Source organism: Psychrobacter sp. UBA3483, assembly GCF_002377905.1.
Taxonomy (GTDB): Bacteria; Pseudomonadota; Gammaproteobacteria; order Pseudomonadales; family Moraxellaceae; genus Psychrobacter.
In genome coordinates this window covers 19,020-33,488 of sequence record NZ_DFQS01000023.1, presented here as the reverse complement: position 1 = coordinate 33,488, position 14,469 = coordinate 19,020, and the positions used below count along the sequence as shown (strand labels likewise).

Here is a 14,469-nt window from a genome sequence, read left to right as displayed (position 1 = left end):
CAAAGAATTCGGTCGTTAACTGCTCGAGCTTGGGCGCATCTTTAATTGTTGGGTTTGGTATTAGTTTAGATTTGTGTCGTAAAAAAACGCCAAGTGGTTAACGCTTGGCGTTTTTTTATAGCTGTGTTTTTATTTGAGTTTGAGTCACAAATCTTTGCGATATTGCACCATGTCCGTTTGAGTAGCGATTACATCATAGAGTTTGCGCGCCGTCGCATTGCCTTCTTGCGTCGTCCAATAAACACGGTTGCAGTTTTTCTTATTGGCAAATTCATATACGTGTTCAATCAATGCGCGTCCTACGCCTTTTCCGCGAACCGCTTCACTAACGTATAAATCTTCTAAGTAACAACATTCTGTGGTATTCCATGTATTTGGATGTAGCACCACATGCGTGATACCTACTAGTATGTCGTTCTGCCAAGCGCCAAATCCATAAATCGGCATATCGTCATCAAGCAGGTTGCGCCATGTCTTTTCTGTAGTGCTTGGTGGCAGACGAGTTTCATAAAAGGTTAAATAACTTTGCCACAATTTTAACCAAGCGTCGTAATCAGCTTTAGACAATGGGGCTATAAGTAATGGGGCTATTTTTATCGAAGTATTTTTCATTATATTTATTTAACTTAAGTTGTGGATTTTAGCAAATTATGACTTAAAAACTCATGGTTTAGAACCTTTTAAAGGAGTGCTTTTACACATCGATTACACTTTGCTCGTGGCAAACAAACAGCAAAAATAGCCGCAATTCATTATGCTAAAACGACTATTTTATCAATCGAGTATGTATGATGGCGAAGCTAGATGACCAAACAACCACGCAAGATGTGCGCCATGATTACGAGCGTCTGGCGCGCTTGGCCAACTTACGCTACGTCAGCGACGATGAGCCTGGGTTCACGCGTAGGCGTTGGGGTCGCGGCTTTACTTATAAAGACGCCACCGGCAAAACGGTCAAAGACAAAGCGTTGCGCCAGCGTTTTGATGCGCTAGTGATACCGCCGATGTGGTCAGAGGTTTGGATATGCCAAGATGATAAAGGGCATCTGCAATCGACAGGCCGCGATGATAAAGCACGCAAGCAGTACTTGTATCATCCTGAATGGGACCGCGTCCGTGATCAAGCTAAGTTTAATGCCATGATAGGTTTTGCTCAGGCGTTGCCAAACCTACGTGCGCAAGTAGAAAAAGATTTAGAAGCGCAGTCGTTATCACGCGCCAATGTACTTGCCGCCGTGGTTAAATTGCTGGAAACCACATTAATTCGTATCGGTAATAGCCGCTATGCGAAGATGAATAAAAGCTATGGCTTAAGCACTTTACGCAGCAAACACGTCAGCGAAACGGATAATGGTTTGGCGTTTGATTTTGTCGGGAAAAGTGCTAAAGAGCATCATATCGAACTGCAAGACGAACGTTTAATTGAGATTGTACAAGCCTGCTCTGAGCTGCCGGGTTATCAAATTTTTAAATATTTAGATGATAATGGTGATAAGCAAATCGTCGATAGTAGCGATATCAATGATTATATACGGTCGCATACTTGCGGTCATGATAGTGAGAGTAAGACATACAGCGGCAATTTATATAGCGCCAAGGACTTTCGTACTTGGATGGCAAGCGTCCTTGCTGCCAGTTATTTATACGATGAGCTGCAGACTACTGACGGCAAAGACATATTAGCCAGTGAGCCTAATAGCAATGAGCGTCAACAGCTGGTGACTGCTATGGTTAAAGCGGTGGCAGAAGAGCTTGGCAATACGCCTGCTGTCTGCCGAGCGTCTTATATCAATCCGGTTATTATTGAGCGCTTTTTAGCAGGACAGTTTTTTGAGTGTTATAAACAAGCACGCCGTGGCCGTACTAAGCCATATCAAAGCGATGAAGAGAAAGCGCTGCTAGGATTTTTAAGTGCCATTCAATAGATTTATTTCTATTAAAAATTGTACTTAATTTTAAAAATGATACGTTATGTATTGAAATAAATATAAAAATGCGTTACTAATAGAGCATACGCATTTTTATATGCGCAAACCATAAGAGCAAACAGTGACTAGGATGGGACTGTTTGACTTCTGATAAAGCGCTGATAATGTCAGCGACTCTCGATTGCTAAAGGATTAGCTTATGAACACCTCCTCTTCGAACTATTCGTCCGCAAACTCTGCTAAAGGTACCACCCATACACCAACGAGCTACAGTGATTACTATCATAACTTTGATATGAAGGCGTTATTGGCAGAAATCTATGGCGAGCATTTAGATGACCGTTTAAATGCTTATATGGCCTGCTGTGGTCGTCATGTGCGTGACGGGCGCGGCGATAATCTAGCCTTAGTGCATGAAGATACCGCTGGCAATATGACGCGCATGACTTTTGCAGAGCTTGATAAAGCAAGTGCGCAAGTGGCTAATTTATTAACATCCTACGGCGTACAAGTTGGCGACCAAGTGGCGACCATGCTACCGCGTACCCCTGAGCTGCTCATCATTGTACTAGCGACTTGGCGGATTGGCGCAGTCTATCAACCGCTATTTACCGCTTTTGGCTATGATTCAATTAAATACCGCATGGATAAAGCCAATACCAAAGTGGTTTTTACCAATCAGGAAAATCGTGGCAAGTTTGAGGATTTAGCCGAGCAAACCAAAATGGTCATGGTTGGCAGTAAGAATAATGCGCAAGCTGATAGTGAAAGCAAATGGTCTGATGATAATTATGCTCAGATGATGGCGACCCAGCCGCAAACGCTAGAGGCGGTCTTGCTCAACGAAGATGCAGCGTTTTTGCAAATGTTTACCTCGGGTACAGTCGGTAAATCAAAAGGTGTCAGTGTGCCGTTATCAGCGCTATTCGCTTTTTATCTGTATATGCGCTATGCCATTGACTTACGTGCAGATGATAACTACTGGAATATGGCCGATCCCGGCTGGGCATATGGATTATATTACGCGATTACGGGGCCTTTACTGATGGGCGTCACGACTTACTTTAACGAGGCGGGCTTTGATGCTGCCAATACCCGCGACTTTATGGTGCGTCATAAGATTACCAATTTGGCCTCTTCGCCAACGGCGTTTCGGATGATGAAATCGAGCGGTGTGTTTGAAGAAGCTCACAATACTGCTAATGGCAAATTATCACTGCGCTGTGCCAACTCAGCCGGCGAAACTTTAAATACTGAAGTCGTTAATTGGGTCGAAACCTATTTGAACTGCCAAGTGAAAGATCAATATGGTCAAACAGAGACGGGCATGACCTGCTGCGCGCACCATTCATTAGCACATGAATGTCCTACTGGTTCGATGGGCATGGCGCTACCGGGTCACACACTCGTCGTATTAGATGATGACATGCAAGTATTACCCGATGGTGAGCAAGGACAGCTTGCTGTAGTGGTTAGCCAATCGCCGGCGTTTTATTTCCGCGGTTATAGCTGGAATGAGAAAGACGCCTTTGCTGAAGATTACTATTTAACCGGCGATGTGGTCGAGCGCCATAGCGATGGCAGCTATTGGTTTTCTGGACGTGATGATGACATTATTATTACGGCAGGCTACCGCGTAGGGCCTACGGATGTGGAAAACACCGTGCTTGAGCATGAGGCAGTCGCAGAATCCGCCGCCGTTGGCGTGCCAGATGAAGTGCGCGGTCATACGATTAAGTCTTATGTGGTGCTAAAGGACGGTATCGAGGGGACGGACGAGATTGCTAAAGAGATTCAAGACTTGGTCCGTAAACGTCTTTCAACTCATGCTTATCCACGTGAGGTTGAATTTGTGGCAGCATTACCAAAAACGCCAAGCGGTAAAATTCAGCGTTTCTTGTTGCGTAGCTTGTCTGCGGCATAGATTGTTGGAGATTTCGATAGTCGTTTAAGATAATAAAATAGTTAGCCTATAAGAATAGTAATAAAACATCCATTAAAGGAATAATTATGCAAATTGAACAACACAGCTTTTTGGTTACTGGCGGTGCATCAGGTCTAGGTGAGTCAGTGGTTCGCGCTATCGTGGCTCAAGGCGGCAAGGTCGTTATTGCTGATTTGAACGAGTCAACTGGGCAAGCTTTGGTTGATGAGTTAGGTGATAATGTACGTTTTGTACGTTTTGTACGTTGTGACGTGACCAGTGGTGATGAGGTACAAGCGGCTGTTGAGTTGGCTGAAAAAGAATTTGGCGGTCTGCAAGGTTCTATTAACTGTGCGGGTATTGCTGTGGTACAAAAGCTGCTTGACCGTGAAAATAACCCAGCCGACCTTGAGGCTTTTAGTCGCGGGGTTAATATCAACCTCGTTGGTTCTTTTAACGTCGCGCGTTTGGTGGCGGCCAGTATTGCTAAGCGGGTTGCTAATATTGACAATACAGAAAGCGCTAATGAGAAGAATGCTGATAATGGCATCATTATCAATACCGCCTCTATCGCGGCTTTTGATGGGCAAGTAGGGCAAGCAAGCTATTCATCATCAAAAGCTGGCGTCGTTGGTCTGACCCTGCCACTGGCGCGTGAGCTGGCGCGTCATGGTATTCGCGTCATGACCATCGCTCCTGGTGTCTTTGCCACACCGATGATGCAGACTATCCCTGAAAAAGCGCGCGAGCAGTTAGAGGCCGGTGTCCCTTATCCTAAGCGTTTGGGCAATCCAAATGAGTTTGCCAAACTGGTCACACATATTATCGATAATGCTTACTTAAATGGTGAAGTGATTCGTCTTGATGGCGCGATTCGTATGGTGTAGGTTTTAAGGACTTGTTATTCAGTAGTTCTTATTAAACACTTAGCTTTATTTATATAATTTCACAAACTTGGCATAGTCTTTTGCTATCTTATAAAAGATAACTTTAACAATAAACGCTTAACTTTAAGAAGCAAAAGCTATGGCAATTTTTCGTGCAGATTCAAGAAAATATTCAAGTTGGTTATTTATCGCGATAGGGTTTGGTCTCGTTACTTTCATCGTTGCATTTATAGCCACCAGTACTATGACTCATGCCAAAAACACTGCGATGAATCATAAACCCATCACTAATAACGCTGTCATTGATAAAGCTCTCGTCAATAAAGTCTTTGTCGATAAATCTGCTCGTACCCTGCAGCTACTAAGTGATGATAAAGTGATTAAGTCTTATCACATTGCGCTCGGTGGCAATCCTGTCGGTCATAAGCAACAACAAGGTGACCAGCGTACCCCTGTTGGCAGCTATACACTCGATTATAAAAATGAAAAATCTGGATATTACCGCTCTATTCACATAAGTTACCCCAATGCGGCCGATAAAGCCCGTGCCAAATCACGAGGCGTCAGTGCTGGCGGTGATATTATGATTCATGGGCAAAAAAACGGTTTTGGTGCATTGGGTCTACTGAACCAGCAACGCGATTGGACAGAAGGCTGCATAGCCGTGACCAATGATGAGATGGATGAAATCATGGCTGCGATAAAGGTTGGCACACCGATCGAAATTGTAGAATAAATAGTTTGTTAAACTCCCGCATTTGACTGTTTTAGTCGTCCGCTAAAATATATTTTTCTCTGTCTGTACATCTTCAAGACTTCCTAATTTTTCTTTGCTAACTTCTCTTGAAATCTCTTATAAAGGTGACTATTAATACTTTATCTTAATATCATTGTTATGAGTAAGGTTTAATTTTTTTTGTAGATTTTATTTTTGCTCATATATATGCTGCATAGGTCGATACCAATAAGTCAATAAATACTATTGACAATCGTTAAAATAACATTGAAATATTACTGAACAAACCTTATATAGATAACAACGAAAAGCTTGCAGCATCTTAATACTCATAAAAAGCCGCAGCGACTAGCAGATACAAACGACTATTAATGATTAAAGGACACATTATGAGATTCGAGAAATTTACCCAAAAATTACAATCAGCGATTCAAGAAGCCCAAAGTTTGGCGCTAGGTCGCGACCACACTGGGATTGATCCTGTGCATTTGCTTGCAGTATTGCTACAAGATGAGTCTAACTTATCTATCTGTCAGCAAGCCGGCGCGTCTATTCCAGCATTAAAAAATGGCGTGGCAAAGGCGCTCGACAATCAAGCGACGATTAGCGAGCCAACTGGCGACGTTAATCTAAACCCAAATTCGGTGAAGATTTTGAACTTGGCCGATCGCCAAGCGCAAAAAGAGGGTGATGATTTTATTGCCACTGAATGGGTAATGTTGGCACTTGCTGAGCAAGGCGACACCAAAAAAATATTTGAAAATGCTGGGGTGACGGCAAGTAAGCTAAAAGCGGTCATTGAGCAACTGCGAGGTGATGAGACGGTGAATAATCAAAACGCCGAAGATCAGCGTGATGCGCTGAATAAATATACCATTAATCTAACTGAGCAAGCGGAGCTTGGTAAGCTTGATCCGGTGATTGGTCGTGACGAAGAGATTCGCCGTACCATTCAGGTGTTATCGCGTCGTACCAAAAATAATCCAGTGCTTATCGGTGAACCGGGTGTGGGTAAAACCGCCATCGTTGAAGGCTTGGCGCAAAAAATTATCAATGGTGATGTGCCAGAAGGACTGCGCCGTAAAGAAGTGCTGTCGTTAGACTTAGGCGCGCTTATTGCAGGGGCTAAATTCCGCGGTGAGTTTGAAGAGCGTCTCAAAGCGGTTCTGAGTGATTTGGCGAAGCAAGAAGGTAATGTCATCTTATTTATTGATGAGCTACACACCATGGTCGGCGCTGGTAAGTCAGAAGGCGCGATGGATGCAGGTAATATGCTAAAACCTGCGCTCGCTCGCGGCGAGCTACATTGCGTCGGTGCGACGACTCTAGATGAGTATCGCCAGTATATCGAAAAAGATGCGGCGCTTGAGCGTCGTTTCCAAAAAGTATTGGTCGATGAGCCAACGGTCGAAGACACCATTGCGATTCTGCGTGGTCTAAAAGAGCGTTATGAGCTGCATCACGGTGTTGATATCCAAGATAGCGCGATTATCGCGGCTGCACGTATGAGTCATCGTTATATTACCGATCGTAAGCTGCCAGATAAGGCGATTGATTTAATTGATGAAGCGGCAAGTCGCCTGCGTATGGAGATGGACAGCAAGCCTGAGTCACTTGGCAAACTTGATAGCCGTCTGATTCAGTTAAAAATGCAGCGCGAAGTGCTCAAAAACGAAGAAGATGCGGGCGCGCAAGCAGAGCGTAAAGTGCTTGATGCACAAATTGAAGAGCTTGAAAAAGAATACGCCGATCTTAATGAGATTTGGCAAGCAGAAAAAGCGCTGGTTAAAGGCAGTCAGCAGCTAAAAGACGAGCTGGATAAGGCCCGTATTGCTTATGATAAAGCCAGTCGTGAAGGCGACTACGAGACCATGAGTAAGCTGCAATATGAGACTATTCCGCAGTTAGAGCGCCGTATTCATGAGTCGGATTTGGCCGAGCAAAAAGAGCAAACTGGTGAAAATAGTGGCGTAAAACTGCTACGTAATAAGGTCACTGATAACGAAATCGCCGAGGTCGTGGCAGCGGCGACTGGTATTCCAGTCAGCAAAATGATGCAAGGCGAGCGTGACAAAATGCTAGCAATGGAAGAAAAGCTCCATGAGCGCGTCATCGGTCAAGACGAAGCGGTCGAAGCGGTCGCTAATGCGGTGCGCCGTAGCCGAGCTGGTTTGTCAGATCCGAATCGTCCTTCTGGGTCGTTCTTGTTCCTTGGACCAACGGGTGTCGGTAAAACGGAGTTGACCAAATCACTGGCGAACTTCTTGTTTGATAGTGAGGATGCAATTGTTCGTATCGACATGAGTGAGTACATGGAGAAACACAGCGTCAGTCGTTTGGTGGGCGCGCCTCCAGGTTATGTCGGTTATGAAGAAGGCGGTACGTTGACCGAAGCGGTACGCCGTAAGCCTTATAGCGTGATATTGTTTGATGAGGTCGAAAAAGCCCATCCTGACGTGTTTAATATTTTGCTACAAGTGCTAGACGATGGTCGCTTGACCGATTCGCAAGGCCGCGTGGTAGACTTTAAAAATACCGTCATTATCATGACCAGTAACTTGGGTTCGCATAAAATCCAAGAAATGGTCGGTGAGAGCTACGAAGATATTAAAGCGGAAGTTATGGAATCGGTTGGGCAGCATTTTCGCCCAGAATTCGTCAACCGTATTGATGAAATTGTGGTCTTCCATCCGCTTGGCATGTCGCAAATGGCTGGTATTGCCGATATTCAATTGGATCGCTTACGTCAGCGTATTCAAGAGCGTGAAATGGATATCGAGCTGTCGGCAGATGCGATGAATAAACTGGTCGCAGTGGGTTATGACCCTGTGTATGGTGCGCGTCCACTCAAACGTGCTATTCAGCAAGAGATCGAAAACCCATTGTCATTGAAACTGCTGGCTGGTGATTTCGTCCCAGGCGATATCATCAAAATCGATGTCGGCGCTGATGATAAGTTGACCTTTGATAAGCTTAGAATGAGCTAAAATAAAGGTTCGTTTTAACGTGCATTGGTTAAATATCATTTGCTGAACGGTAGAAACCCAAAAACCCTTTACTTGTTTAGAGCTTATACGGGCAGGTAAGGGGTTTTTTTTGTGCCAATATTATTTACCGTTTGCGCGCTTTGATTATGGTATAAATAATGATAGTGCATATAAGAATATGAAAAATTTAAGGGAGGTGACATCAGGATGATGACCAATAAAAAATCGACAAACACGCCATTACTATTATCGTTAATTACGACATCACTGCTGTTTAGTGCCTCTGCATGCTCCAATCCTGCCGCTGTTAATACCAATAACGATTTGACCGAGTATAAAGAAGGGCAAGCTGCTGCTAATAACTCAGTAGCAAATACTGAAAAACCTACTTTTACAACCAAGACAGTTGCTAGCTTTGATGAACCTTGGGCAATGACTGCATTACCTCGCATTCATAATCAGCCACCCAAACTGCTTGTGACCCAAAAAGCAGGCGAGCTTTTGATTGTTGATACGGCAACAGGTATCAAGACAAGCGTTAATGGTGTGCCAAAAGTAGCGTATGGCGGGCAGGGCGGACTTGGCGATATCATTCTTGCACCAGATTTTTCCACTTCTAATAATGTTTATATTAGCTATGTCGAGGCAGGTGCAGGCGCTGATAGCAATAAATTTGGGGCAAAAGTTATCAAGGCCACATTAACGGGCTTAGATACTGACGCGCCACGCTTGCAAGCCATAACGCCCATTTGGCAACAATCTCCAAAACTAAAAGGACAAGGCCATTATAGCCATCGCTTACGGTTTTCACCTGATGGTAAGTATTTATATATCAGCTCAGGCGAGCGTCAAGAAAAAACTCCAGCCCAAGATATGAGTGTGAATCTGGGCAAAATTATCAGATTACATGCCGATGGTTCAGTGCCAGCCGATAATCCATTTGAGGAAAACACCAGCGACATTGCCGCCCAATTTTGGACGATTGGTCATCGTAACGTACTTGGTATGGCCTTCGATGATAAAGGTAGGCTGTGGGCACATGAAATGGGGCCGAGGGGCGGTGACGAATTTAATCTGATAGAAAAAGGCAATAATTACGGCTGGCCCGTGGTCTCGAACGGACGCAATTATTCGGGGACGGATATCCCTGATCATGATACGCGCCCTGATTTTTCTGCGCCAAAAATATCATGGACGCCTGTAATATCACCTTCATCGATAAGTATTTATCAGGCTGGTAAATATAATGATTTTCCAGCGTGGCAAGGTAATGCCCTTATCAGCGGCTTGTCATCAAAAGCGCTTATCGTGGTTAAGTTTGTTGACAATAACGGCGCTGCCGAACGCTATCGCTATGATATGGGTGAGCGTATCCGCAATGTGTTAACTGTCGATGGGCAAGTGTGGTTATTAGAAGATGGCGACAAAGGTAGGCTGCTTCAATTGCTACCTCAATAGACTCTTAGACGATTACCCAAACAGTGAGTTGAGTGATTGAAAAAACAAAGTCTAACCGCCCTCATCTTGTAGTAAATTGATAATTAAGGCTCAGTTTGTTAAGGTAGCCTTTCTTAAATTTAAGGTTTTAGCCAATGAACGAAGTAAAAGTAAGTAAACTTGGGCCCTTTCCAAAGGTAAATAAACCAGTGTTTATTACCTCAAGTGTCTTAATCGTCGGCTTTATTATCTTTGGTTCGTTATTTTCTGAAACGGCAGCAGCCCTTTTTAGCTTCTTACAAGCCTTTATCGCTGAAAAATTCCGCTGGTTATTTATCATATTATTTAATATGGCACTGGTGTTCTGTATTTATCTGACTGCCAGTCGCTATGGCGATATACGTCTAGGCAAACAGACAGAGCGACCGCAATACAGCTTATTTTCATGGATTGCAATGTTGTTTTCAGCGGGTATCGGCATTGGGCTGGTGTATTGGGGGACGGCTGAGCCTTTATATCACTTTATGGCACCGCCGCTTGGGGAAGCAGAAACCCTTGAGTCGGCAAAACAAGCGATGAATCTGTCGTTTTTGCATTGGGGGCTGCATGCATGGGCGATTTATACCATCGTTGCGCTGTCGCTAGCTTATTTTCATTTTCGCCGTGGCCTGCCATTATCGATACGCTCAACCCTTTATCCTATTCTTGGACAAAGAATTTATGGTAAATGGGGACATACCGTCGATATCTTGGCGGTATTTGGGACGATGTTCGGGGTCGTAACCTCCTTAGGTCTGGGCGTTATGCAAATTAATGCAGGTCTTGAAGGCTTGTTTGGCATTCCTTCTACTTTAGCGGTTCAGTTTATCATTATTGCCTTTGTGACATCATTGGCGTGTGGTTCACTGATGCTCGGTCTCGATAAAGGCATTAAGCGCCTTAGCGATATCAATATGGGGCTGACTGGTATCCTACTGGCTTTTATGGTAATTTTAGGCCCGACGCTATTTATCTTTGACAGTTTTATAGAAAACGTGGGCAACTATTTGGCAAACATTGTCACGTTATCGACGTGGAGCGAAGCCTATAGTAATACCGATTGGCAAAGCGCGTGGACGATATTTTATTGGGCTTGGTGGGTCAGCTGGTCGCCATTTGTCGGCGTGTTTATTGCGCGTATCAGCCGTGGTCGTACCATTCGTGAGTTTGTATTTGGCGTGCTGCTGATTCCGATGACGATTTTGTTTTTTTGGTTTACGACTTTTGGCGGCGTAGCGATACAAATGGAGCTGCTCTCCGGTATGAATCCTGAGGTGGTTAGCCCAGGATTGGTCACGGCGGTGCAGGCCGATTACGGTAGCGCTATCTTTAAGCTGGTTGAATATTATCCATTGACCAAACCGATTACGTTGTTAATTGTGGTGATGATTGTCCTTTGGTTTGTGACCTCATCAGACTCGGCCAGTTTTGTCATCGATATGCTGACGGCGGGCGGTGATACCAATCCCCCTAAAATCCAGCGTTTGTTTTGGGCGCTAATGCAAGGCTTGATTGCTGCCATATTATTAGCAGCGGGCGGTTTAGATGCCCTGCAAGCTGCGGCTATCGTGGCAGGTCTGCCCTTTGCGCTGGTCATCTTTGTGATGATGTATGCGCTACTGCGTGGTATGAGTCGCGATCGTCTTATTTTATATCGTAACCAGCAGCGTTACATTACTGATGAGTCAGCCGACCATAATTCGGCTAATGAATTTGTCGATGAAGACTTATTAAAAGGTCCGCCCAAAATTGCCAAAGGTGATTGATAGGCTACACATAGCAAGTTTAAAAGTATTTTTATTAACGTAATCATGTAGTTAGATGCTATAAGCTTTACTTAAAAACACAATATAATAATTGTCATGTAAAATCCTAAGATGCATCGTTGTCTTAGGATTTTTTCATTTTTGCCATGAACAGATGACTGACCCGATTTGATAGTTTGTAGATATCTTGTTAAGGTTGGCGTCCTAAAAAATTGAGACGACTGAATGGATCATGTTAAAGTTGGCCGATTGGGCCCTTTCCCGCGGGTAAGTAAACCTGTTTTTTTAACCTCAGCGATTTTAATCCTCGCGTTTATTATATTCGGTGCCTTTTTTAACGAATTGGCAAGCGAAGTGTTTGGCCAAGCGAAGGCATTTGTATCGATGCGCTTTGGTTGGTTTTTTATCATGGTGGTCAACTTAACGTTGGTGATGAGTATCTATTTGATATTTAGCCGCTATGGTGATATCAGGCTTGGTCATCAAAACGAGGACCCAGAGTACAATCTGGTGTCTTGGATTGGCATGCTGTTTTCTGCCGGTATCGGTATTGGTTTGCTGTATTGGGGTACGGCTGAGCCGCTCTATCATTTTATGGCACCGCCGTTAGGCGAGCCTGAAACTATTGCCGCTGCCAAGCAAGCGATGAATATCTCCTTCTTGCATTATGGTCTGCATGTGTGGGCTATTTATGGCATGGTGGCGTTATCTTTGGCGTATTTTCATTACCGCCGTGGCCTGCCATTGGCGATTCGCTCGACCCTATATCCCCTCATCGGTAAAAAAATCTACGGCCCTATGGGTCATACGGTCGATATTTTGGCGGTATTTGGTACTATGTTTGGCGTAGTCACTACTCTAGGTCTTGGGGTACTACAAATTAACTCAGGGCTTGATAGTTTATTTGGTATTCCAAATAATATCACCGTACAAATTATCCTCATTGTCATTATCACCATGCTAGCAGGATTGTCGCTATTGATGGGGCTTGATAAAGGCATTAAGCGCTTAAGCGATATCAATATTTTCTTTACCATTGTGCTGTTAAGCTTTGTGATTATCTTGGGTCCTACCCAGTTTATTTTTAACAGCTTCTTTGAGAATATCGGTAATTATTTGCATCAAGTAATTCCACTGGGGCTTTGGACAGAATCTTATGAGGGGGAGGCCAATTGGCAGTCATCATGGACGGTGTTTTACTGGGCGTGGTGGATTAGCTGGTCGCCATTCGTTGGTGTGTTCGTTGCCCGTATTTCTCGTGGCCGTACCATTCGTGAGTTTATCCTAGGGGTATTATTAATCCCGATTACCATTTTGTTTTTATGGTTCACCGCTTTTGGAGGTTCAGCTGTTCATATGGAGTTGATGGCAGCGGCTGACCCGAGTATCGCAAGTCCAGGACTGGTTGAAGCGGTGCGCGCAGATACCGGTAGTGCTATCTTTAAGTTGATGGAGTCCTATCCGCTGACTGCGGCGCTAAATGGGCTTATCGTGGTAATGATTGTGCTTTGGTTTGTCACCTCATCAGATTCTGCTAGCTTCGTCATTGATATGCTGACTTCAGGCGGTGATAGCAATCCACCAAAAATCCAGCGCTTATTTTGGGCTGGCACAGAGGGCGTGATAGCGGCGGTGCTTTTAGCAGCAGGTGGCTTAGGCGCGCTGCAAGCCGCTTCTATCGTCTCGGGCTTTCCGTTTGCCGTGGTCATCGTCATTATGATGTACTCACTGCTACGTGGTTTGAGCCGTGATAGATTGATACTTTATCGCAATCAACAATGGTTTATCACTGAAGAATCGGCCGAGCACAACTCTGCCAATGAGTTCCGCGATGAAGAATTATTGACCGGACCGCCGAGCATTAAAAAGATTGATGAGTAAGTATTTATAGTCAAAGAACTTATAAATCGCCACACAGCCATAAGAAATAAAAAAACAAGGTATCAACACAATCTAGCCGCCACTCTTTACGTTTTTGTTTGACCCAAGCCCACATCTGCTCGATAGGATTCAAATCAGGACTGTAAGGTGGCAACCATAAAATAGTGTGATTTGCACTTTCTATGAGTTCAGTCGTGTCTTTCCGCTTATGAAAGGTTGCATTATCCATAATGATTACGCTGTCTTTCGGTAGGCTTGGTAGCAGCAGTTGTTCAACCCAACTATGGAATACATCACTATTGACACTGCGATCATAGAGTCCAACAGCGAACAGCTGGTTATTGTAAATAGCGCCTATAGCATTGGTTTGGTTTTTAAGCTGCCAGTTGTATTGACCAAAGCATTTTTCACCTCTAACAGAGTAGCCGTAAGGTCTGTTCTCATGAGACTTAAAGCCACTTTCATCAAGATAGATGATGGGTCTGTCTTCAAGCTCAAATTGTCTTAAGTGCTCAAGGAAAAGAAGACGTTTTTCATCATCTGCTTTTGGATGCATTAAGCTCTTTTTTTTGAGTGATGCTGATGCGTTTCAAGGCGATGCCTATCGCTCTTTGAGTGCAGTTAAAACGCCGAGCTCTCTCGTGCTGATAATCATCAGGATGAGCGGCTACATCGGCTCTCAGTAACTCATCATCTATCTTAGTTGGGGTAAATTGACGTTTTTTACGCTCAGGAAATGTTTTCCAACGCTGAATAGTGTTGGTGCTAATTTGATACTCCTCTGCAAGCTGTCGAATGCTATAGCCTTCTTCAAGCTTATTGAGTATCAGTTGTCGGTAGTCTTTTGAGTATGCCATATTATATACTGTAGCGAATTTATGTTT

General features: G+C 44.2%; 11 protein-coding genes. 8 read left to right on the top strand and 3 right to left on the bottom strand.

The window, feature by feature from the left end; translation table 11 throughout:
- Positions 1 to 144: 144 nt before the first annotated feature.
- On the bottom strand, positions 145 to 612 hold the full coding sequence (locus tag B2866_RS04465; protein WP_296191061.1) for a GNAT family N-acetyltransferase: 468 nt from the start codon (positions 610 to 612) through the stop codon (positions 145 to 147).
- Positions 613 to 788: 176 nt separating this feature from the next.
- Between B2866_RS04465 and B2866_RS04460 the strand changes: the two genes are divergently transcribed.
- The 8 genes from B2866_RS04460 to B2866_RS04425 all read left to right on the top strand — a co-directional run bounded on the left by B2866_RS04460 (position 789) and on the right by B2866_RS04425 (position 13,585).
- Positions 789 to 1,925, top strand: coding sequence for a DNA topoisomerase IB (locus tag B2866_RS04460; RefSeq protein ID WP_296191059.1), 1,137 nt, complete (start codon positions 789 to 791; stop codon positions 1,923 to 1,925).
- Positions 1,926 to 2,127: 202 nt separating this feature from the next.
- Positions 2,128 to 3,852 carry an AMP-binding protein gene (locus B2866_RS04455; protein WP_296191057.1) on the top strand — a complete coding sequence of 575 codons (1,725 nt, stop codon included), beginning with the start codon at positions 2,128 to 2,130 and terminating at the stop codon, positions 3,850 to 3,852.
- Between the two features lie 86 nt (positions 3,853 to 3,938).
- Positions 3,939 to 4,739 carry an SDR family NAD(P)-dependent oxidoreductase gene (locus tag B2866_RS04450; protein ID WP_296191056.1) on the top strand — a complete coding sequence of 267 codons (801 nt, stop codon included), beginning with the start codon at positions 3,939 to 3,941 and terminating at the stop codon, positions 4,737 to 4,739.
- A gap of 139 nt (positions 4,740 to 4,878) precedes the next feature.
- Positions 4,879 to 5,475: a L,D-transpeptidase family protein gene (locus tag B2866_RS04445; RefSeq protein ID WP_296191054.1), complete on the top strand. Its 597-nt coding sequence runs from the start codon at positions 4,879 to 4,881 to the stop codon at positions 5,473 to 5,475.
- A 389-nt stretch (positions 5,476 to 5,864) separates the two neighbouring features.
- A complete protein-coding gene (clpB, locus tag B2866_RS04440) occupies positions 5,865 to 8,462 on the top strand; it encodes an ATP-dependent chaperone ClpB (RefSeq protein WP_296191052.1) in 2,598 nt (865 codons plus the stop codon).
- Between the two features lie 207 nt (positions 8,463 to 8,669).
- Entirely contained in the window at positions 8,670 to 9,920 is a 1,251-nt protein-coding gene (locus B2866_RS04435) for a PQQ-dependent sugar dehydrogenase (RefSeq protein ID WP_296191050.1), read from the top strand.
- Between the two features lie 134 nt (positions 9,921 to 10,054).
- The gene (locus tag B2866_RS04430) at positions 10,055 to 11,704 is read left to right on the top strand and encodes a BCCT family transporter (protein ID WP_296191048.1); all 1,650 of its coding nucleotides are present in this window, start codon (positions 10,055 to 10,057) and stop codon (positions 11,702 to 11,704) included.
- 225 nt (positions 11,705 to 11,929) lie between these two features.
- Positions 11,930 to 13,585 carry a BCCT family transporter gene (locus B2866_RS04425; protein WP_296191047.1) on the top strand — a complete coding sequence of 552 codons (1,656 nt, stop codon included), beginning with the start codon at positions 11,930 to 11,932 and terminating at the stop codon, positions 13,583 to 13,585.
- A 19-nt stretch (positions 13,586 to 13,604) separates the two neighbouring features.
- Here B2866_RS04425 and B2866_RS04420 read toward each other — a convergent pair whose 3' ends face one another.
- Positions 13,605 to 14,141: an IS630 family transposase gene (locus B2866_RS04420; protein WP_296191045.1), complete on the bottom strand. Its 537-nt coding sequence runs from the start codon at positions 14,139 to 14,141 to the stop codon at positions 13,605 to 13,607.
- On the bottom strand, positions 14,122 to 14,442 hold the full coding sequence (locus B2866_RS04415; RefSeq protein ID WP_296191043.1) for an IS630 transposase-related protein: 321 nt from the start codon (positions 14,440 to 14,442) through the stop codon (positions 14,122 to 14,124). The genes B2866_RS04420 and B2866_RS04415 overlap by 20 nt, the downstream gene beginning before the upstream one ends.
- Positions 14,443 to 14,469 lie beyond the last annotated feature (27 nt).